Genomic DNA, 19,418 nt, shown 5'->3' on the forward strand with positions numbered 1-19,418 from the left:
CCGTCGGTCCGGGTGAATGGTCCATTCAGCCGATTGCCCGGAAGAACGCCAGCAGCTCGTCGGCCAGTTCGCGGGGCACCTCCTCGGCCAGGTGGTGCCCGGACGGCAGACCGCGTCCGCGCAGGTCGTCGGCCCAGTCGCGCCACACGCCGAGCACGTCGCCGTAGAGGGACGGCAGGTCGTCGTCCTCCGCCCACAGGACCAGCACGGGGCACCGGACGCGGCGGCCCGCGGCGAGGTCCGCGTCGTCGTGCGCGCGGTCGACGCCGAGGCCGGCGCGGTAGTCCTCGACCATGGCGTGGACGGTCGCCGGGTCGTGCATGGCGCGGAGGGTGTCGTCGTCCACGGGCCTGCGGTCGGTGTGGTACCAGGCGTCGGGGTCGGCGTTGATGACCCGTTCCGGCACGTCGGGCTGGGCCAGGAAGAACCAGTGCCACCAGCTCCGGGCGAACTCCGGGCCGCACCGGGCCAGCGCCGACCCGATCGGCACCACGTCCAGCGCGACGAGGTGCGTGACCAGGTCCGGGTGGTCCAGGGCGAGCCGGGTGGCGACGTACCCGCCGCGGTCGTGGCCGACCACGGCGAACCGCTCGTGGCCCAGCTCGCGCATGAGGGCGACGAGGTCCCGTGCCATCACCCGCTTGGAGTACGGCGTGTGGTCGGCCGTGGTCTCCGGCTTGCCCGAGCCGCCGTACCCGCGCAGGTCGGGGCACACGACGGTGTGGTCGGCCGCGAGCAGCGGGGCGACGTGCCGCCAGGTGGTGTGCGTGCGCGGGTGCCCGTGCAGCAGGAGCACGGGCGGCCCGGAACCGCCGTGGCTCACCCGCAGCTCCACGTCACCGGTGTCGATCCTCGTCAGGGTGAAGTCGGCCACCCGTTCCACCTACCCGGGCGGGTGGCCGATCAACCCCCTGTCACACCGCTCTCCGGCGCAACGCCTCGCGTCAGCCGCCCTCCGGCACGCCGCCGCGTCACCCGGCGCCCGGCACACCTTCTGGCCTCAGCCGGCACACCGCCGCGTCGCCGGCGCCCGGCACACCGTCAGGCGCCCTCCAGCAGGCCGCCGCGTCGCCCGGCGCCCGGCACCGCTCGCGTCAGCCGCCGATCGCGGCGAGGCCGGCCCGCGCGAAGCGCTCGTCCAGGTCGCCGCTCGGCGCGCCGCCGACCCCGATGCCCGCGACGGGCGCGCCGTCCGCCACCACCGGCACGCCGCCGGCCAGGAACAACGTGCCGGGGATGTCCCGCAGCGTCGCGCCCGCGCCGGTCACCCGGCCGGCCAGCTCGGACGTCGGCGCGTTGAACGACACCGACGTGAACGCCTTCCGCCGCGCCGACTCCTCGGTCTGCGGGCCCGCGCCGTCGCCGTGCAGCAGCACGACCACGTCGCCGCCCCGGTCCACCACGGCGACGGTGACCCGCTGGCCCTCCTTCTCGGCGGCGTCGAGCGCCGCCTGGGCCGCCCGCACCGCCGCGTCCACCGTGATCGCCGTCGTGGTCCGCACGGCGACCCCGCTGCGCCCGTGCTGCCGGTCGGCCGCGCCCTGCTCGGCCACCGCGTAGCCACCCGCACCCGCCACGGACAACGCCACCAGCACCGCGATCGTGGTCTTGCGCATCGCACTCTCCTCATCCCGTCGTGTGGCACCCAGACTCGTCCCGGCGGGGCGTCCCGACCTGGTGGTTCCGGTTGACCCCGGTTCAACCCATCGGTTGACCCGGAGCGCCGTGACCTGGCCTAGGGTCGGCCCCGTGTGGCTGCACCGGGCGATGCACGCGGGCTTCTACGTGCTGTTGACGGCGTCGGCGGCGCGGTACGTCGCGTACCACGGCGTCGCGCCCGCCGTGCTGGTCACGGCCGCCGTGCTCGGCGCGGCGTACCCGCTGGGCGTGCGCTGGACCAACGCCCTGCCCGCCGTGCTCGGGCTGTGGCTGGTGCTGGTGTGGCTCGCGCCGAGCTTCGGCTGGTGCGCGATCCCCCTGTTCTTCCAATGCCTGCGGCAGCTGCGGCCGCGGGTGGCGGTGCCGCTGGCGGCCGTGCTCACCGCCGCCGTGGTGCTGACCCAGGTGCGGCTGGCCGAGGCGTTCGAGCCGAGCCTGGTGCTCGGCCCGGTCGGGGTCGCGGTGATCACCGCGGCGGTGTTCTTCGACCGCCGCCGGCTGCTGCACCAGGCGGGCGCGCTGGAGGAGCGGCAGCGCCTGGCGCGCGAGATCCACGACACGCTGGCGCAGGGGCTGTCCAGCATCACCCTGCTGCTGGAGCTGGGCGACACCGCGCGGGCCCGCGAGGTCGCCAAGGAGAACCTGGCCGAGGCCCGCCGGTTCGTGCGCGACCTGTCGCCGCTGGAGGGCCGCACGTTGACCGACGCGCTGCGCGGGCTGTGCGACCGGGTCGAGGTGGAGGGCGACCCGTACCCGCTGCCCGTGCCGGTGGAGGTGGCGCTGCTGCGGGTCGCGCAGGGCGCGCTGGCCAACGTCCGCGAGCACGCCCAGGCCACCACGGCGGTCATCACGCTCACCTACCTGGGTGACGCGGTGACGCTGGACGTGCGGGACGACGGACGCGGCTTCGACCCGGCCACGACCCGCCCCGGGCCTGGCCGCGGGTACGGCCTCGACGCGATCCGCGACCGGGTGGCCGAGCTGGGCGGCACGATGACGGTGGAGAGCGCGCCGGGCGAGGGCACGGCGCTGGCCGTGAGCGTGCCGACGCCGTGACCGGCCCGCCGAACGGCCCGGCCGGCCCCGCGAACGGCCCGGCAGAAGACCCCTCCACCGGCTCCGGGCCGCTGAAGGTGCTGGTGGTGGACGACCACCCGGTGGTCCGGTTCGGCCTGGCCGGCCTGCTGGCCCGGGACTTCGAGGTGGTCGGCGAGGCCGCCACCGGCGAGGACGCGGTCCGCCACGCCGCGACCCGGGACCCGGACGTGGTGCTGATGGACCTGCGGCTCGGCGCCGGCATCGACGGCGTGGAGGCCACCCGGCGCATCCGCGCCCTGCCCGACCCGCCGCAGGTCGTCGTGCTGACCACGTACGACTCGGACGCCGACGTGGTCCGGGCGGTCGAAGCGGGCGCGACCGGCTACCTGCTCAAGGACTGCCCGCCGGACGAGCTGGCCGCCGCGGTCCGCCAGGCCGCCGCCGGCCGCACCGTGCTGTCGCCCGACATCGCCCACCGCCTGCTGCACCGGGCGCCCGCGCCCGCGATCACCCGGCGGGAGGTGCAGATCCTCGACCACCTCGCCCGCGGCCTGTCGAACCGGGAGATCGCGAAGGCGCTGTTCATCAGCGAGGCGACGGTGAAGACGCACCTGGTGCGGATCTTCGACAAGCTCGGCGTCGACACCCGCACGGCCGCCGTGCGGACCGCCGTCGAGCTGAAGCTGATCCGCCTCAGCCGCTGGTGAGGCCACCGTCCGGAAGGCCGTCCTGGAGGCAGCCCGGCAGACCGGCGTCGGGCGGGCCAACGGGCAGGCCGGTGCAGCCCGGACCACGGCCGACGGGCCCCGCGACAGCCGCCACCAGCGCGCTCACCTCGACGGATGCGGCGGAAGGCCCCGGACCACCCGCGGCCCGGGGCCTTCCGCGGCTCGCGCTACAGCGAGGAGATCAGCCGTTCCACGCGCTCGTCCACCGCGCGGAACGGGTCCTTGCACAGCACGGTGCGCTGCGCCTGGTCGTTGAGCTTCAGGTGCACCCAGTCGACGGTGAAGTCGCGGCCCGCGGCCTGCGCGGCGGCGATGAAGTCACCGCGCAGCTTGGCCCGCGTGGTCTGCGGCGGGGTGTCCTTGGCGGCCTCGATCTCGCCGTCGTCGGTGACCCGTTCCACCTGGTCCTTGCGCTGGAGCAGGTCGAAGATGCCCCGGCCGCGCCGGATGTCGTGGTAGGCGAGGTCGAGCTGGGCGATGCGCGGGTTGGACAGGTCCATGTCGTGCTTGGCCTGGTAGCGCTCCATCAGCCGGTACTTGATGGCCCAGTCGATCTCGCGGTCGATCTTGGACAGGTCCTCGGCCTCGACCGCGTCCAGCGTGCGGCCCCACAGCTCCAGCACCCGCTCGGCCATCGGGTCCGGCGCCCGCTTGGCCACGTGCTCCACCGCGCGCTCGTAGTACTCGCGCTGGATGTCCAGCGCCGACGCCTCCTTGCCGCCGGCGAGGCGGACGGTGCGGCGGCCGGTCAGGTCGTGGCTGATCTCGCGGATGGCGCGGATCGGGTTGTCGAGGCTGAAGTCCCGGAACTGGACGCCCTGCTCGATCATCTCCAGCACCAGGTTCGCGCTGCCCACCTTGAGCAGCGTGGTCACCTCGGACATGTTCGAGTCGCCCACGATGACGTGCAGCCTGCGGTAGCGCTCCGCGTCGGCGTGCGGCTCGTCGCGGGTGTTGATGATGGGCCGCGACCGGGTGGTGGCGCTCGACACGCCCTCCCAGATGTGCTCGGCCCGCTGCGACAGGCAGTAGACCGCTCCGCGCGGCGTCTGGAGCACCTTGCCCGCGCCGCAGATGAGCTGCCGGGTCACCAGGAACGGCAGCAGGACGTCGGCGATGCGGGAGAACTCCCCCGCCCGCGCGACCAGGTAGTTCTCGTGGCAACCGTAGGAGTTGCCCGCGGAGTCGGTGTTGTTCTTGAACAGGAAGATGTCTCCCCCGATGCCCTCGTCGGCGAGCCTGCGCTCGGCGTCGACGAGCAGGTCCTCGAGGATGCGCTCACCAGCCTTGTCGTGCGTCACGAGCTGGGCGAGGTCGTCGCATTCCGCCGTGGCGTACTCGGGGTGCGACCCCACGTCCAGGTAGAGCCGAGAGCCGTTGCGCAGGAAGACGTTCGACGAGCGTCCCCACGAGACGACCCGGCGGAACAGATAACGCGCGACCTCATCCGGGGACAGCCTGCGCTGCCCGTGGAAGGTGCAGGTCACCCCGAACTCAGTCTCAATGCCGAAGATCCGCCGCTGCATCCCTCAACAGTAGGCGCATTTCCGGATTTCCTCAGTGATCCAATCGGGCGTCGCGCCGTTTTCGCGGATAACGTTCTCCTGTGCTTCGACGAGTGAACCGCCTGGACCTTGCCCTGATGCGGCGCTCGGGGGCGCTGCGCGCGTCGCCCGTGGACCACGCGCTGAAGCGGCTCTCGCGGGCCGCGAACCACAGCGTGCTGTGGTTGGCCGTGGCCGCCGTGCTGGCGTCGCGCAGGGGCGTGACCAGGCGTGCCGCGTTCCGCGGGGTGGCGGCGATCGCGGGCGCGAGCTTCGGGTCGAGCTTCGTGGCCAAGCGCCTGTTCCCGCGCCGCAGGCCCGCCGCCGACCTGCTCACGGTGCCGCGCCGGCTGACCAAGAGGCCGACCTCGTCGTCGTTCCCGTCCGGGCACGCGGCGTCGGCGGCGGCGTTCACCACGGCGTTGGCGATGGAGTCGCCCAAGCTGGCGGCGGCGGTCGCGCCGGTCGCGGCGGCGGTGGCGTACTCGCGGGTCCACACGGGCGTGCACTGGCCGTCCGACGTGGCCGCCGGCGCCGCGATCGGGGTCGGCGCGGGCCTGCTGACCAGGCGTTGGTGGCCGCTGGGCCGGACCGAGCCCGCGTCGGCGCGCGAGCACCGGGCGCTGGACGCGCTGGTCGACGGCGAGGGCCTGGTGGTCGTGGTGAACCCGCACGCGGGGCTGGGCGCGACCAGCCTGGGCGCCGAGGACCCGACCGAGGCCGTGGCCCGCGAGTGGCCGAAAGCCACGATCGTGGGAATCGAGGATCTCGACACGGTGATCGCCGATCACGCTCCGAAGGCACTGGGTGTGGCCGGCGGGGACGGCTCGGTGGCGGCGGTCGCGGCGCTGGCGGCGGCCCACCGGCTGCCGCTGGTGCTGGTGCCCGCCGGGACGCTGAACCACTTCGCCCGCGACGTCGGCGTGACCGGGCTGGACGACAGCGCGCGGGCGGTCGCGGCGGGTGACGGCGTGCTGGTGGACCTGGCCGCCGTGTCCGTGGACGGCGACGGCCCCCGCTGGTTCGTCAACACGGCGAGCCTCGGCGGGTACCCGGACATGGTGCGGCTGCGCGAGCAGTTGCAGGACCGGTGGGGCAAGTGGCCGGCGGCGGCGATCGCGCTGGCCAGCGTGCTGCACACGTCCCGGCCGATGCGGGTGGAGCTGAACGGCGAGCCGCAGCTGGTGTGGATGCTGTTCGTCGGCAACGGCCCGTACCGGCCGAAGGGCTTCGCGCCGACCATGCGCCCGGCGCTGGACGCGGGCCTGATGGACGTCCGGTACATCCGCGCCGACACCCGGTTCTCGCGGGCGCGGTTCTTCGCCGGCGCCCTGCTGGGCTCGCTGCACCGCAGCCGCACCTACCGGCACCTGGAGACCCGCTGGCTGGACGTGAAGCTGCTCGACGGCGCGGTGGCGATCGCGACGGACGGCGAGGTCGGCCCGACCGGCGCCACGTTCGAGTTCCGGTCCCGCCCGGCGGCCCTGGCCGTCTACCGACCCGAGAGCTAGGGTTGACTACGTCAACTGTTCTGTTGAGGGAGTCAACGATGACGGTCGCCGACGTCCGCGCGTTCAACCGCTTCTACACCGGCGTGATCGGCGTCCTCGACCGGAGCTACCTGGCCTCGCCGTACTCGGTGACCGAGGTCCGGGTGCTGTTCGAGCTGGCGGCCGGCCACCGCGAAGCAGCCGACCTGCGTGCCGCGCTGTCCCTCGACGCCGGCTACCTCAGCCGCATCCTGACCGCGTTCGAGCGCGACGGCCTGGTCACCCGCACGCCGTCCGAGCGCGACTCCCGCCGCCACGTCGTCACCCTCACCCCGCGGGGCGAGTCCGTGCTCGCCGACCTGAACGCCCGGTCCGACGCCGAGGTCGGGGCGCTGCTGGACGGCGTGCCGCCCTCGGACCGCGTCGCGCTGGTGGCGGCGATGCGCCGGATCGAACGGCTGCTCACCGGCACGCCGCGGTCGTACGTGCTGCGGCCGTTGCGGCCGGGCGACCTGGGCTGGGTCGTCAACCGGCACGGCGTCCGGTACGCGGAGGAGCACGGCTTCGACCAGACCTTCGAGGCGCTGGTGGCCCGCGTGGCGGCCGAGTACGTCGAGAACCACAGCCCCGACCGCGAGGCGGCGTGGATCGCCGAGGTCGACGGCGAGCCGGTCGGCTCGGTCTTCTGCGTCCGGGTGGACGACCGCACCGCCCAGCTGCGCCTGCTCCTGGTCGAGCCGGCCGCCCGGGGCCTCGGCATCGGCAAGCGCCTGGTCGAGGAGTGCCTGCGCTTCGCCCGCCGGGCCGGGTACAAGCGGATGGTGCTGTGGACCGTGTCGGGGCTGGCGGCGTCGCGGCACATCTACGAGAAGGCCGGCTTCACCCTGGACGACAGCGAGCCGGCGCGCCTGTACGGCCGCGACCTGGAGGCGCAGACCTGGTCGCTGGACCTCTGACAGGTTCCGGCCAGGCCACCACCGCCGCCGTCTTCGCCTTCCTACAGTCGGGCCACGGGCCGGATCGACGGGGGGTGGACGGGGTGAAAGGTCTCCTGGCCGTAGTGCTGGTGCTCATGGGCGGCACGTTCTTCCTGCTGGTGGACCACCCCGGAAGCCTCCACGGGTCGCTGATCGCCGTCGCGGCGGGCCTGCTGCTGCTGGCCGAGATCGGCTTCGGGTACGGGCCGGCCGGCGTCGGGTGGCTGACGTGCGCGGTGCTGGGGTTCTGGAAGGGGCAGGACGTCGCCACGTGGGCCGGGCAGCACCGGCTCGCCGTCGTGGTCGTGATCTTCGTCCTGCTGGTGGCGCTCGGCTCCCGCGCGGCCTGGGCGGCCCAGCGGGCCGAGTGGGAGCGGGCCGTCCGCGACCGCCACGGGTGAACCGCCGCGCCCACCGGCGCGGTTCGACATGGTCGAACGGTTTCGCGGTAGGGTGATCGCGTGCCCGGTCCGATCCAGTCCATCGAACGGGCAGCCGCGGTCCTGCGGCTGCTGGCCAGTGGCGCGCGGCGGATGGGGGTCGCGGAGCTGGCCCGTGCCCTTGAGCTGCCCAAACCGACCGTGCACGGCATCCTCCGCACGCTCCAGCTGGTCGGCTTCGTCGAGCAGTCGCCGGACACGGGCAAGTACCAGCTCGGCGCGGCGCTGTTCCACATCGGCAGCAGCTACCTCGACGGCAACGAGCTGCGCACCCGCGCGCTGAACTGGTCGGACTCGCTGGCCTCGCGCAGCATGGAGAGCGTCCGCATCGGCACGCTGCACGAGAACCAGGTCCTGGTCGTGCACCACGTGTTCCGCCCGGACAACTCCCGGCAGGTCCTCGAAGTGGGCGCCCTCCTGCCCGCGCACGCCAGCGCGCTGGGCAAGGTCCTGCTCGCCGACGACCCGGTCGGCCTCGGCCTGGCCGACGACGAGCCGCTGAAGGCGTACACGGCCGCCACGATCACCGGCCTCGACCGGCTCGGCGACGAGTTGGAGCAGGTCAGACAGCGTGGCTGGGCCAGTGATGTCGAGGAGCTGGTCGACGGCGAGGTGTCGCTGGCGGCGCCGATCCGGGACCGCCGCGCGGTGACCGTGGGCGCGGTCGGGATCTCCGGGCCGGTCGAGCGGCTGTGCGACGCGAGGAAGCAGCCGCGCACCGAGCTCGTGTCCTACGTCCGCGAGGCCGCGCGGTCCATCTCGCGCGAGCTGGGCGCCATTCCCTGGTGAACCCGGCCCGATTGCCGGGCCGTGGCGGGAGGGTTGACATCTTGTGAGCGTCGGCACAGGATTCACGCGCACCGTACGACAATGTCGAACGGCATTCAGGCCAGAGAGGGCGCGTGGATGACGAACCAGTCGATCTTCATCGGGGAGTTCCTGGGCACCGCACTGCTGTTGCTGCTGGGCAACGGCGTCGTGGCGGGCGTGGTGTTGGCCAAGTCGAAGTCGAACGGCGCGGGCTGGGCGGTGATCACGTTCGGCTGGGGCTTCGCCGTCCTCGCCGGCGCGTACGCCGTCGCACCGCTGTCCGGCGCGCACCTCAACCCCGCCGTCACCGTCGGCCTCGCCATCCACAACGGCGACTGGAGCACCGTCCCGCTGTACGTGGCCGCGCAGCTGCTCGGCGCGTTCACCGGCGCGGTCCTCTGCTACCTCGCCTACCTCGGCCAGTTCCGCGCCAACACCGGCGACGTGCTGGGCGTCTTCGCCACCGGCCCCGAGATCCGCCACCGGTTCCAGAACCTCGCCACCGAGGCCATCGCCACGTTCGTGCTGGTGTTCGTCATCCTCGCCACCGGCCAGACCAAGGGCCTGGAGACCTCCGGCACCGGCGTGCTGATCGTCGCCCTGCTGGTCGTCGGCATCGGCATGTCGCTGGGCGGCCCCACCGGCTACGCCATCAACCCCGCGCGCGACCTCGGCCCCCGCCTCGCGCACGCCGTCCTGCCGATCCCCGGAAAGGGTGGATCGGACTGGGGATACGCCTGGGTCCCCGTCGTCGGTCCCCTGATCGGCGGAGCATTGGCCGGGCTCGTCGACATCGCCGTCTACTGAGGAGCGCCACCGTGACCACCTACTCAGCCCGATCCTTCGTGGCCGCCATCGACCAGGGCACGACCTCCTCGCGCTGCATCGTCTTCGACCACGGCGGCGCGATCGTGTCCGTCGCCCAGAAGGAGCACCGGCAGATCTTCCCCCGCCCCGGCTGGGTGGAGCACGACGCCGAGGAGATCTGGGCCAACGTGCTGGACGTCGTGCACGGCGCGCTGCAGAAGGCGTCCCTGTCGGTGCACGACCTGGCCGCCGTCGGCATCACCAACCAGCGCGAGACGACGCTGGTGTGGGACAAGGCCACCGGCAAGCCCGTGCACAACGCGATCGTCTGGCAGGACACGCGCACGGACCAGCTCGTCCGGGAGCTGGGCGACCAGAACCGGTTCCGCGACAAGTGCGGCCTGCCGCTGGCGACGTACTTCTCCGGGCCGAAGGTCCGCTGGCTGCTCGACCACGTCGACGGCCTGCGGGCGCGGGCCGAGGCGGGCGAGGTGCTGTTCGGCACGATGGACACCTGGCTGATCTGGAAGCTCACCGGCCGCCACGTCACCGACGTCACCAACGCCAGCCGCACCATGCTGATGAACCTGGAGACGCTCGACTGGGACGACGAGCTGGTCGACGCGATCGGCGTGCCCCGGGCGATGCTGCCGGAGATCCGGTCGTCCGCCGAGGTGTACGGCACCGCGACCGGCACGCTGGAGGGCGTCCCGGTGGCGTCCGCGCTCGGCGACCAGCAGGCGGCGCTGTTCGGCCAGACCTGCTACTCCCCCGGCGAGGGCAAGTGCACCTACGGCACCGGCAGCTTCCTGCTGGTCAACACCGGTGACAAGCCGGTGCGCTCGGAGAACGGCCTGCTCACCACGGTCGGCTACAAGATCGGCGACCAGCCCGCGTCCTACGCGCTGGAAGGCGCGATCGCGGTGACCGGCGCGCTGGTGCAGTGGTTCCGGGACAAGATGGGGCTGATCTCCAGCGCCGCCGAGATCGAGACGTTGGCGCGCACCGTCGAGGACAACGGCGGCGCGTACTTCGTGCCCGCGTTCTCCGGCCTGTTCGCACCGCACTGGCGGTCCGACGCGCGCGGCGTCATCGCGGGCCTGACCGGCTACATCGACAAGGGCCACATCGCCCGCGCGGTGCTGGAGGCGACCGCGTGGCAGACCCGCGAGGTCGTGGACGCGATGAACGCCGACTCGGGCGTCGAACTCGTCGCGCTGAAGGTCGACGGCGGCATGACGGCGAACAACCTGCTCATGGGCTTCCTGTCGGACGTCCTCGACGTGCCGGTGGTGCGGCCGATCGTCGCCGAGACCACGTGCCTCGGCGCGGCCTACGCGGCGGGCCTCGCGGTCGGCTACTGGTCGGACACCGAGTCGTTGCGGGAGAACTGGCACAAGGCCGCCGAGTGGCTGCCGACGATGGACGCGAAGACCCGCGACAAGGGCTACCGGAAGTGGAAGAAGGCGGTCGAGCGGACCGTCGGGTGGATCGACGAGGACGACAACGATGAGTGAGCAACGGGCCAGGGCGCGCGAAGCGCTGGGACACGGCACCTTCGACCTGGTCGTGATCGGCGGCGGCGCGCTGGGCATCGCCACCACGTGGGCCGCGGCGCGGTCGGGCCTGCGGGTGGCGCTGGTGGAGGCGGGCGACTTCGCCGGCGCCACGTCCAGCGCGTCGTCGAAGCTGGTGCACGGCGGGCTGCGCTACCTGGCGATGGGGCCGGGCGCGGTGCCGATGGTGCGGGAGAACCACGCCGAGCGGCGTGCGCTGGGCGACCGGCTCGCGCCGCACCTGGTCCGGCCGCTGCCGTTCCTGGTGCCCGTGTACCGGGGCGGCCCGCACTCGCGGTCCGTGCTGGGCGCCGGCGTGGTGCTGTACTCGGCGCTGTCCGGGTTCGGCGACGGCGTGGGCAAGGTGCTGTCCGCGCGGCGGGCCGTCGAGCACGTGCCGCACCTGCGCACCGAGGGGCTGCGCGGGGCGGCGCTCTACCACGACCACCAGATGAACGACGCCCGCGTGGCCATCACGGCGGCGCGGGCGGCGGCCGAGGCGGGCGCGGTGCTGCTCAACCACGTCGAGGTGGTGGCGCTGCGCAAGCGCGGGTCGCTGGTGACGGGTGTCGAGCTGCGCGACCGCGTGGACGGCGGGACGTTCGGCGTGGACGCGTCGGTGGTCGTCAACGCGACCGGGCCGTGGCTGGACGTGCTGCGGCGGATGGAGGACGCGGCGGCCGCGCCGAGCATCCGGCTGTCCAAGGGCGCCCACCTGGTGCTGAAGACGGACACGCCGTGGCGTGCGGCGATGACCATCCCGGTGGACGACGTGCGGGTGTCGTTCGCCATCCCGTGGGAGGGCCAGCTCCTGCTGGGCACGACCGACGAGGCGTACGAGGGCGACCCGGCCGACGTGCGGTGCTCGCCCGCCGACGTCGACCAGATCCTGGCCGAGGCGTCGGTCGGCATCACCGCCGAAGCCCTCGACCGCTCGAAGCTGGCGTACACGTTCGCGGGCCTGCGCGTGCTGCCGCGGGCTCCGGGCGACAGCGGGTCCGGCGACACCAGCCACGCCAAGCGGGAGACGGTGATCACCAGCGGCCGCGGCGGGATGATCAGCGTGGCGGGCGGCAAGTGGACCACGTTCCGCCGGATCGGGGCGTCGGTGCTGGCCCGCGTCGGCGAGTCGCTGGGACGGGACCTGTCGCACGCGTTCGACGGCGTGCCGGCGGCCCTGCCCGGCGCCGCGCTGCCCGAGCGGGTGACCGCGCAGCTGGGCCGTGAGCTGCCGTCGCTGCCGGACGACGTGGTGCGCCACCTGGCCACGCACTACGGCACCGTCAGCCACGAGGTGCTGGCGCTGGCGCTGGACGACCCGGCCCTCCTCGACCGCGTGCACCCCGACGGCCCGGACATCTGGGCGCAGGTGGCGCACGCGCAGCGGTACGAGTGGGCGACCGAGGTGGACGACGTGCTGCGGCGGCGGACCACCGTGGTGGTGCGCGGGCTGGACACGCCGTCGGTGCGTGAGCGCACGAGCCGGTTGCTGGCCAAGGCGATCGCCTAACCGGCCGGAGGTGGTGCCGGCGGGGGTCCGCATACTCGACGCATGCCCTTCACCAGCACCACCCACGTGCGCTGGGCGGACGTGGACCAGAACGGCCACATGCGCACCACCGCGTACCTGGACGCGGCCGAGGACAACCGGATGCAGTTCTTCGCCTCGGTCGGCTTCCCGGACACGGAGTTCGCCGCCCGCCGGCTCGGCCCGATCTCCCACGGCGACGACATCCGGTACCGCGCCGAACTCCGCCTCCTCGACACCGCCGTGGTGGAGCTGCGCCTGGACGGCCTCTCGCCGGACGGCGCCCGCTTCCGCCTGCACAACCGGATCGTCAAGCCGGACGGCCGCACCGCCGCCACGGTCGTGACCACCGCCGGGTGGCTGGACCGGGAGGCGCGCCGGCTCGTCACCCCGCCCGCCGACCTGCTGGCCGCGCTCACCACGCTGGACCGGACCAAGGACTACACCGAGCTGCGCTCACCGCTCGTCAGCACCTGAGCCGGCCGTGATCCCCCGACTCGTGTGAAGGGGGCACTCGATCGTCCGAGCGCCCCCTTCGCACGGGTCAGCCCTGCCGAGGCGGTCGAGGCGTTGGGCAGGCTGCAGGAGCGGACCGGGTCCAAGAAGGTCGACCTCGTGGTGCTGCGCGACCCGGAAGGGCGCGACCAGCTGGTCAAGACCTTCCTCTGAACGCGGTGAAGGCCCCCCGGCAGCGTGCCGGAGGGCCTTCACCGTTCGTCCTTCGGCTACGGCTTGTCGTCGTTCGGCGGCAGGTTCACATCCGTCTCGGGCTTCTTCCGGCCACCCTTCGCGGGCGGGGCGGCGGCTTCCGGCTCGGCGGCGGGCGCCGGTGCGTCACCGGGGAGCAGGGCCGCCAGGGCGGCACCGGTGACGCGGCGGAACGCGCGCCGCGGCCGGTCGCGGTCGAGGACGGCCACTTCCAGCTTGCCCCGGTCCAGCAGGTCCGGCTTGCCGTTGCCGGTGGTCGTGCTGCCCGAGCTGAGGGCCTTCACGGCGACCCGGACGGCGTCGGCCAGCGGCAGGTCCTCGGCGTACGCGTCCTTCAACGCGGTGCCGGTGGCCTCGGCCTGGCCGCCCATGATGACGTACTGCGGCTCCTCCACGATCGAGCCGTCGTAGGTCAGCCGGTAGAGCGTGTCCTGCTCGGGCCTGGTGCCGACCTCGGCCACGCAGATCTCGACCTCCAGCGGCTTGATCTGCTCGGTGAAGATGGACCCGAGGGTCTGGGCGTACACGTTCGCCAGCGACCGCGCGGTCACGTCGCGCGGGTCGTTCTGGTACCCGCGGATGTCGGCGAACCGGATGCCCGCCTGCCGCAGGTTCTCGAACTCGCTGTACCGGCCGACCGCGGCGAACGCGATGCGGTCGTAGATCTCGGAGACCTTGTGCAGCGTCGCGGACGGGTTCTCCGCGACGAACAGGATCCCGTCGGCGTACCGGAGCACGACGACGCTCCGACCGCGGGCGATGCCCTTGCGGGCGTACTCCGAGCGGTCGCGGAGGATCTGCTCGGGTGAGGCGTACAACGGCATCGTCACTGCTGCGGCTCCCGGGCTCGGCGGATGCGGGTGGGGATGGGGTTCGGCACGGCGATCAGCCCGCCGGGTTGGTCCGGCGGCCCTCGACGACCGACTCGGCCAGCGTGGCCGTCTGCTCGTCGGACAGCTGCACCGCGCCGTCGGCGGTGATCGTCACGACCACCGGGTAGATGCGCCGGATCACGTCCGGGCCGCCGGTGCCCGAGTCGTCGTCCGCCGCGTCGTACAACGCCTCCATGGCCGCCCTGGTGGCCGCCTCGGCGTCCGCGTCGGGGTTGTACAGCTTCTTCAGCGCCGACTTCGCGAACAGCGAGCCGGACCCCACGGCCTGGTAGCCCTGCGAGTCCTCGTACCGCCCGCCGGTCACGTCGTAGGACACGATGCGGCCCGCGCGGCGCTCGTCGGCGGCGTCGGTGTCGAAGCCGACGAACAGCGGCACCACGGCGAGGCCCGCCATGGCCGCGTCGAGGTTGCCCTTGATCATCGAGGAGAGCCGGTTGGCCTTGCCGTCGAGAGAGAGCGAGACACCCTCGATCTTCTCGTAGTGCCTCAGCTCGACCGCGTAGAGCCGGACGATCTCGACCGCGATGCCCGCCGTGCCCGCGATGCCCACCGCCGAGTAGTCGTCGGTGATGAACACCTTCTTCATGTCGCGCTGGGCGATCACGTTGCCCATCGTGGCCCGCCGGTCGCCCGCGATCACCACGCCGCCGTCGAAGGTCAGCGCGACGATGGTGGTGCCGTGCGGCGCCTGCACCGTGCTGCCCTCAGGCAGCTTCCGGGACGACGGCAGCAGTTCGGGCGCCTGGGCGCGGAGGAAATCGGTGAACGACGACGACCCCGGCCTGAGGTAGGCAGGGGGCAACGACGCGGCCGGGTAGTGCCCGGTCGAGCTGTGGTCCATGTGTGCGTTCTTCTCCCGTCCCGCTCGCGGCTCTACTCGCCGCCCTTTTGGACATACGCGCGGACGAAGTCCTCGGCGTTCTCCTCAAGGACGTCGTCGATCTCGTCGAGGATGGCGTCGACGTCCTCGCCGAGCTTCTCGCGGCGTTCCTGGCCGGCGCCGGCCGCGCCGTCACCCTCGCCGTCGCCGTCACCGCCGCCTTGCCGCTGGACCTGTTCCTGGGACATGTCGACCTCCCGCCGTCTCGGCCCTTGCGGGTTCAACATTACCCACCGGGCCCGACATTGTGCGCCTGCCACTCGGGTCCGTTGATCAGCCCCGGGTGAGCGCCTCCACCAGTTGCTCGGCCGTGTCCGAGGCCTCCAACAGGGCTCCGACGTGGGCTTTCGTGCCCCGCAGCGGCTCCAGCGTGGGGATTCGGACCAGCGATTCACGGCCGAGGTCGAAGATCACCGAATCCCACGACGCGGCGGCCACGGACGTGGGGTAGCGCTCCAGGCAGCGGCCGCGGAAGTAGGCGCGGGTGTCCTCGGGCGGCGACAGGATCGCCGCGCGCACCTCCTCCTCGCTGACCAGGCGCTTCATCGAGCCGCGGGCCACCAGGCGGTTGTACAGGCCCTTGTCGAGCCGCACGTCCGAGTACTGGAGGTCGACCAGCGACAGGCGGGGCGAACCCCAGGCCAGGCCGTCCCGCGCGCGGTAGCCCTCCAGCAGCCGCAGCTTCGCCACCCAGTCGAGCCGGTCGGCGCACTCCTGCGGGTCGCGGGCCAGCGCGTCGAGCACCTCGCCCCACACGCGCAGCACGTCCCGGTCGCCGTAGCCCTCCTGCTCGACGAACTTCACCGCGCGCTCGTAGTAGGCGAACTGCATGTCGAGCCCGGTGAACTTGCGGCCGTCGGCCAGGTCGACCTTCACCTTCAGCGTCGGGTCGTGGCTGATCTGGTGCACCGCGCGGACCGGCTCCTGCAACCGCAGGTCGTCGAACCGGCGGCCGGCCTCGATCATGTCGAGCACCAGCGACGTGGAGCCGCACTTGATGTACGTCGAGTACTCGGCGAGGTTCGCGTCGCCGATGATGACGTGGAGCCTGCGGTACTTGTCCGCGTCGGCGTGCGGCTCGTCGCGGGTGTTGATGATGCCGCGCTTCAGCGTGGTCTCCAGCCCGACCTCGACCTCGATGTAGTCGGAGCGCTGGGACAGCTGGTAGCCCGCCTCCTCGCCCGCCGCGCCGATGCCGACCCGGCCGGAGCCGACGACGACCTGCCGGGTGGCGAAGAACGGCGTGAGCCCGGCGATCACGGCGGTGAACGGCGTGCTGCGCTGCATCAGGTAGTTCTCGTGGGTGCCGTAGCTGGCGCCCTTGCCGTCGACGTTGTTCTTGTACAGCTGGAGCCGGGGCTGGCCGGGGACGGTGGCCGCGCGCATCGCGGCCTCCTCCATCACCCGCTCCCCCGCCTTGTCCCAGATCACCGCGTCGCGCGCGTTGGTGACCTCCGGGGCGGAGTACTCCGGGTGCGCGTGGTCGACGTAGAGGCGCGCGCCGTTGGTGAGGATGACGTTGGCCGCGCCCAGGTCCTCGACGTCGCTGTCGCCGGAGTGGCCGCCGGGCGCGCCGAGGTCGAAGCCGCGCGCGTCGCGCAGCGGCGATTCGACCTCGTAGTCCCAGCGCGCCCGGCGCGCCCGCGGTATGTCGGCGGCGGCCGCGTAGGCCAGCACCACCTGGGTCGAGGTCAGCACCGGGTTCGCCGTCGCGTCACCCGGCACCGAGATGCCGTACTCCACTTCGGTTCCCATGATCCGCCGCATACCCCGCAGCCTACGACGTACCACCGACATCGCGCCGGTGCCGGGATCACGTTTCAGCCGGCGGCGAGTCCCGCGGCGGGCCGGATGCGGGACGCGCCGCGGGCCGGTCCGAAGGCCGCGAGCACCGCCAGCACGACCACTCCCGCGCCTCCGACCAGCAACGGGACCACTGCGGCGGTCGGCCACGTGAACACCCCGACGGCGACCAGCGTGAGCTCGGCGTACACCAGGCCGAAGATTCCGCCGCCCACCACGCCGACCAGCGCCAACAGCACCGCTTCGGCCACCACGCCGCCTTGCAGGCCGCCCTTGGTCACGCCGAGCGCGCGGCGCAGCGCGAGTTCCTTGCGGCGTTCCTGCACGGAGATCGTCAACGCGGTCCCGATGCCGGTGACGGCGACCGCGACGGACAGTCCCAGCAGCACCATCAGCACCATGATCCCCAGGTCGAGGTAGCGCTGACTCTGTGCGGTCACGTCGGCGTTCGTCCGCACCAGCACGGTGGGCGATGCGGCGAGGTCCGCCCGCACGGCCGCCTGGTAGGCCGCCGGGTCCGCGCCGGGCCGGAACGCCACCAGCACCTTGGACGCGGGCGCGAGGCCGGGGTCGGCGAGCACCACGTCGGCGTGGTCGAGCACCGAGGGGGTGAACGTGCCGACGAACGTCGCCGTGCGCGCGCCGCCGGGCAGGCCCTCGACGGTGAACGCCTCGCCGAGCTTCGCGCCGAGCCGCTCCGCGTGCCGCTCGCCGAGCAGGACGGCGCCCGGCTGGAAGGCGGCGGCGTCCGTGCCCTGCCTGGTCAGCCACTCGCGCACGGCCCCGGCGTCCGCGCCGACGACCTGCACCGGGTACGCGTGGCCGTCCGCGTCACGCTGGTCCACGTCCACGCCGTGGAGCACGACGGTGGTCTCCGCCTCGGGCCGGTTGGCCGCCGCGCCGACCGCGCCGTCGAGCGCGCGCCCGCCCGCGTCCACCACCACGGCGTCGGCCCTCGGCTCGCTGCCGAACTCGTCCTCCACGCGCTGCGCCGAGCCGACCGTGACGGCGAAGAACGTGACCATCGCGGCGGCCAGGAGCAGCGGCATGGCCACGGACGCCGACCGCTGCGGCACGCGGCGCACCTCGGCCGCGGCGAGCTTCCACTGCGCGCCGCCGAACCGGCTCGCGACCGAGCCGAAGACCCGGCCCAGCGCGGGCACGACGACCGGTCCGAGGACGCCGAACAGGCCGAACACGGCGGTGATGCCGGAGAACAGGATCAGGAAGATCGCGGCCAGCGAACCGCTCGCGACCACGCCCAGCACCGCCATGACGGCCGCGGCGCCCACCAGCACCAAGCCGACCACGCGGCGGCGGCGCACCACGGCCCGGTCCGGCGTCTGGCCTTCGGACGTCCGCAGGGCGGCGAGCGGCGCGATGCGCGCGGCGGCCAGGGCGGGCCGGACGGCGGCGAACGCGCTCAGCGTGCCCGCCGTGACGACCGCGATCGCCAGCTGGCCCGCCGTGGGCAGCAGCGACGGGCTCAGCTCCACCGCGCCGAGCAGCGCGGACAGGCCCGTGGTGTCGAACAGCCTGGCCAGCAGCCACCCGACCGACCCGCCGAGGACCGCGCCCACCGCGCCCGCGACGGCGCCGGTCAGCAGCGCTTCGAGCAAATTCGCCCAGACGAGTGGTCCGCGGTGCGCGCCGAGGCAGCGCAGGAGCGCCGTGTGCCGCTGGCGTTGCAGGTAGACGGCGCGGTAGGTGGCCGAGGCGACGAACACGGACGTGGCGAGCGCCAGGATGCTGAACGGCAGCAGCACGGCCTCCAGGCCGTTGTCCACGGGTTCGGCGACGATGTCCGCCCTGGTGTCCGCCCGGAACCCCGCGCCGGCCGCCCGCACGACGGCGTCCCGGTCGCCGCCGGTGACGTGCAGCGACTTCGGCGCCGGTGGTGCGCCGAGCTTGGCGGCCAGTCCTTCGCCGACGACGATCAGCGGGTCCTCGCCGACCGAGCCGCGCTTGGTGACGCCGCGGACCACGACGTCCAGGGGCTTGCCCGCCGCGTCGGCCAGCCGCACCGCCGCGCCCGGCTTGAGGCCGTGCTCGTAGGCGGTGACCCGGTCGACCGCGATCTCGCCGTCCGGCGCGGGCGAGCGGCCCTCCAGGATCGGCACCCGGCGCAGCTCCTCGCGGTCCGGCTCGACGTCGGCGGTGGCCCGGCGGTCGGCCGCGCGGCCGTCGTCGAGCAGCAGGTCCGCGCGGACCTCCCGCACCTGGTGCACCCGCGTCACCCCGGCGACCCCCGCCACCCGGTCGGCGGTCGCCTGGTCGAGCACCGCGTCGGAGCCGACGAGCGGGCGGACGACGAGGTCCACGCCGGCGGGCACGACCGGCGCTCCGTCGTTCGTGGCCCGGACCATCGCGTCGCTGAGCATCAGGGCGGCCAGGAGGCAGGCGACGCCGACGACCAGGGCGACACCGGGCAGCACGGCGCGGCCGGGTCGGTCGCGGAACTCGGCGACGGCGAGCCGCAGGGATGTGGGCACAACTCCTCCTCGTGACGCGAACGTCACGACGGTAGGAACCGGGGCCGTCGGCGAGCGTCGGCCCG

At 73.4% G+C, this 19,418-nt stretch carries 19 protein-coding genes; 11 read left to right on the plus strand and 8 right to left on the minus strand.

Annotated features, from left to right (window positions below; translation table 11 throughout):
* Positions 1 to 25 precede the first annotated feature (25 nt).
* Together ACRAKH_RS21990 and ACRAKH_RS21995 are read right to left on the minus strand one after the other, a co-directional pair.
* The gene (locus tag ACRAKH_RS21990) at positions 26 to 874 is read right to left on the minus strand and encodes an alpha/beta fold hydrolase (protein WP_380729871.1); all 849 of its coding nucleotides are present in this window, start codon (positions 872 to 874) and stop codon (positions 26 to 28) included.
* 220 nt (positions 875 to 1,094) lie between these two features.
* Complete coding sequence (locus ACRAKH_RS21995) at positions 1,095 to 1,616, minus strand: GlcG/HbpS family heme-binding protein (RefSeq protein WP_447009241.1); 522 nt, start codon at positions 1,614 to 1,616, stop codon at positions 1,095 to 1,097.
* Between the two features lie 133 nt (positions 1,617 to 1,749).
* On the opposite strand from ACRAKH_RS21995, the gene ACRAKH_RS22000 reads away from it, so the two are divergent.
* Positions 1,750 to 2,715 (plus strand): sensor histidine kinase, encoded by a 966-nt coding sequence (locus ACRAKH_RS22000; RefSeq protein WP_380726282.1) that lies wholly within the window; start codon positions 1,750 to 1,752, stop codon positions 2,713 to 2,715.
* Between the two features lie 71 nt (positions 2,716 to 2,786).
* Positions 2,787 to 3,404: a response regulator gene (locus ACRAKH_RS22005; RefSeq protein ID WP_380726311.1), complete on the plus strand. Its 618-nt coding sequence runs from the start codon at positions 2,787 to 2,789 to the stop codon at positions 3,402 to 3,404.
* 188 nt (positions 3,405 to 3,592) lie between these two features.
* Here ACRAKH_RS22005 and pafA read toward each other — a convergent pair whose 3' ends face one another.
* On the minus strand, positions 3,593 to 4,951 hold the full coding sequence (gene pafA / locus ACRAKH_RS22010; RefSeq protein ID WP_077009127.1) for a Pup--protein ligase: 1,359 nt from the start codon (positions 4,949 to 4,951) through the stop codon (positions 3,593 to 3,595).
* A gap of 80 nt (positions 4,952 to 5,031) precedes the next feature.
* On the opposite strand from pafA, the gene ACRAKH_RS22015 reads away from it, so the two are divergent.
* The 9 genes from ACRAKH_RS22015 to ACRAKH_RS22055 all read left to right on the plus strand — a co-directional run bounded on the left by ACRAKH_RS22015 (position 5,032) and on the right by ACRAKH_RS22055 (position 13,246).
* On the plus strand, positions 5,032 to 6,480 hold the full coding sequence (locus ACRAKH_RS22015; protein WP_447009242.1) for a phosphatase PAP2 family protein: 1,449 nt from the start codon (positions 5,032 to 5,034) through the stop codon (positions 6,478 to 6,480).
* Between the two features lie 38 nt (positions 6,481 to 6,518).
* Entirely contained in the window at positions 6,519 to 7,415 is an 897-nt protein-coding gene (locus ACRAKH_RS22020; protein WP_380726286.1) for a bifunctional helix-turn-helix transcriptional regulator/GNAT family N-acetyltransferase, read from the plus strand.
* A gap of 83 nt (positions 7,416 to 7,498) precedes the next feature.
* Positions 7,499 to 7,837 carry a hypothetical protein gene (locus tag ACRAKH_RS22025; protein ID WP_380726287.1) on the plus strand — a complete coding sequence of 113 codons (339 nt, stop codon included), beginning with the start codon at positions 7,499 to 7,501 and terminating at the stop codon, positions 7,835 to 7,837.
* A 60-nt stretch (positions 7,838 to 7,897) separates the two neighbouring features.
* Positions 7,898 to 8,665 carry an IclR family transcriptional regulator gene (locus ACRAKH_RS22030; RefSeq protein ID WP_380726289.1) on the plus strand — a complete coding sequence of 256 codons (768 nt, stop codon included), beginning with the start codon at positions 7,898 to 7,900 and terminating at the stop codon, positions 8,663 to 8,665.
* 81 nt (positions 8,666 to 8,746) lie between these two features.
* Positions 8,747 to 9,493 (plus strand): MIP/aquaporin family protein, encoded by a 747-nt coding sequence (locus ACRAKH_RS22035; RefSeq protein ID WP_380726291.1) that lies wholly within the window; start codon positions 8,747 to 8,749, stop codon positions 9,491 to 9,493.
* An 11-nt stretch (positions 9,494 to 9,504) separates the two neighbouring features.
* Positions 9,505 to 11,010, plus strand: coding sequence for a glycerol kinase GlpK (glpK, locus tag ACRAKH_RS22040; RefSeq protein ID WP_380726293.1), 1,506 nt, complete (start codon positions 9,505 to 9,507; stop codon positions 11,008 to 11,010).
* The gene (locus ACRAKH_RS22045) at positions 11,003 to 12,559 is read left to right on the plus strand and encodes a glycerol-3-phosphate dehydrogenase/oxidase (RefSeq protein WP_380726295.1); all 1,557 of its coding nucleotides are present in this window, start codon (positions 11,003 to 11,005) and stop codon (positions 12,557 to 12,559) included. Before glpK ends, ACRAKH_RS22045 begins: the two co-directional genes overlap by 8 nt.
* Before the next feature lie 42 nt (positions 12,560 to 12,601).
* The gene (locus ACRAKH_RS22050; RefSeq protein WP_380726297.1) at positions 12,602 to 13,054 is read left to right on the plus strand and encodes an acyl-CoA thioesterase; all 453 of its coding nucleotides are present in this window, start codon (positions 12,602 to 12,604) and stop codon (positions 13,052 to 13,054) included.
* Between the two features lie 24 nt (positions 13,055 to 13,078).
* The gene (locus ACRAKH_RS22055) at positions 13,079 to 13,246 is read left to right on the plus strand and encodes a hypothetical protein (RefSeq protein WP_380726299.1); all 168 of its coding nucleotides are present in this window, start codon (positions 13,079 to 13,081) and stop codon (positions 13,244 to 13,246) included.
* A gap of 56 nt (positions 13,247 to 13,302) precedes the next feature.
* Here ACRAKH_RS22055 and prcA read toward each other — a convergent pair whose 3' ends face one another.
* The 5 genes from prcA to ACRAKH_RS22080 all read right to left on the minus strand — a co-directional run bounded on the left by prcA (position 13,303) and on the right by ACRAKH_RS22080 (position 19,353).
* Positions 13,303 to 14,115: a proteasome subunit alpha gene (gene prcA, locus ACRAKH_RS22060; RefSeq protein WP_380726301.1), complete on the minus strand. Its 813-nt coding sequence runs from the start codon at positions 14,113 to 14,115 to the stop codon at positions 13,303 to 13,305.
* 55 nt (positions 14,116 to 14,170) lie between these two features.
* Entirely contained in the window at positions 14,171 to 15,019 is an 849-nt protein-coding gene (prcB, locus tag ACRAKH_RS22065) for a proteasome subunit beta (protein WP_380726303.1), read from the minus strand.
* Positions 15,020 to 15,051: 32 nt separating this feature from the next.
* Positions 15,052 to 15,246 (minus strand): ubiquitin-like protein Pup, encoded by a 195-nt coding sequence (locus ACRAKH_RS22070; protein WP_380726305.1) that lies wholly within the window; start codon positions 15,244 to 15,246, stop codon positions 15,052 to 15,054.
* An 85-nt stretch (positions 15,247 to 15,331) separates the two neighbouring features.
* Positions 15,332 to 16,825, minus strand: coding sequence for a depupylase/deamidase Dop (gene dop, locus ACRAKH_RS22075; RefSeq protein ID WP_380726307.1), 1,494 nt, complete (start codon positions 16,823 to 16,825; stop codon positions 15,332 to 15,334).
* A gap of 53 nt (positions 16,826 to 16,878) precedes the next feature.
* On the minus strand, positions 16,879 to 19,353 hold the full coding sequence (locus ACRAKH_RS22080) for an FtsX-like permease family protein (protein ID WP_447009243.1): 2,475 nt from the start codon (positions 19,351 to 19,353) through the stop codon (positions 16,879 to 16,881).
* Between the last annotated feature and the right edge of the window lie 65 nt (positions 19,354 to 19,418).

The organism is Saccharothrix hoggarensis, assembly GCF_052936025.1.

Excerpts from the sequence above, each read along its gene's own strand:
- ACRAKH_RS22050 (WP_380726297.1), top strand. The coding sequence starts at position 12,602 with ATGCCCTTCACCAGCACCACCCACGTGCGCTGGGCGGACGTGGACCAG.
- ACRAKH_RS22070 (WP_380726305.1), bottom strand. The coding sequence starts at position 15,246 with ATGTCCCAGGAACAGGTCCAGCGGCAAGGCGGCGGTGACGGCGACGGC.
- ACRAKH_RS22035 (WP_380726291.1), top strand. The coding sequence starts at position 8,747 with ATGTCGAACGGCATTCAGGCCAGAGAGGGCGCGTGGATGACGAACCAG.
- ACRAKH_RS22045 (WP_380726295.1), top strand. The coding sequence starts at position 11,003 with ATGAGTGAGCAACGGGCCAGGGCGCGCGAAGCGCTGGGACACGGCACC.
- ACRAKH_RS21995 (WP_447009241.1), bottom strand. The coding sequence starts at position 1,616 with ATGCGCAAGACCACGATCGCGGTGCTGGTGGCGTTGTCCGTGGCGGGT.
- ACRAKH_RS22020 (WP_380726286.1), top strand. The coding sequence starts at position 6,519 with ATGACGGTCGCCGACGTCCGCGCGTTCAACCGCTTCTACACCGGCGTG.
- pafA (WP_077009127.1), bottom strand. The coding sequence starts at position 4,951 with ATGCAGCGGCGGATCTTCGGCATTGAGACTGAGTTCGGGGTGACCTGC.
- dop (WP_380726307.1), bottom strand. The coding sequence starts at position 16,825 with ATGCGGCGGATCATGGGAACCGAAGTGGAGTACGGCATCTCGGTGCCG.
- prcB (WP_380726303.1), bottom strand. The coding sequence starts at position 15,019 with ATGGACCACAGCTCGACCGGGCACTACCCGGCCGCGTCGTTGCCCCCT.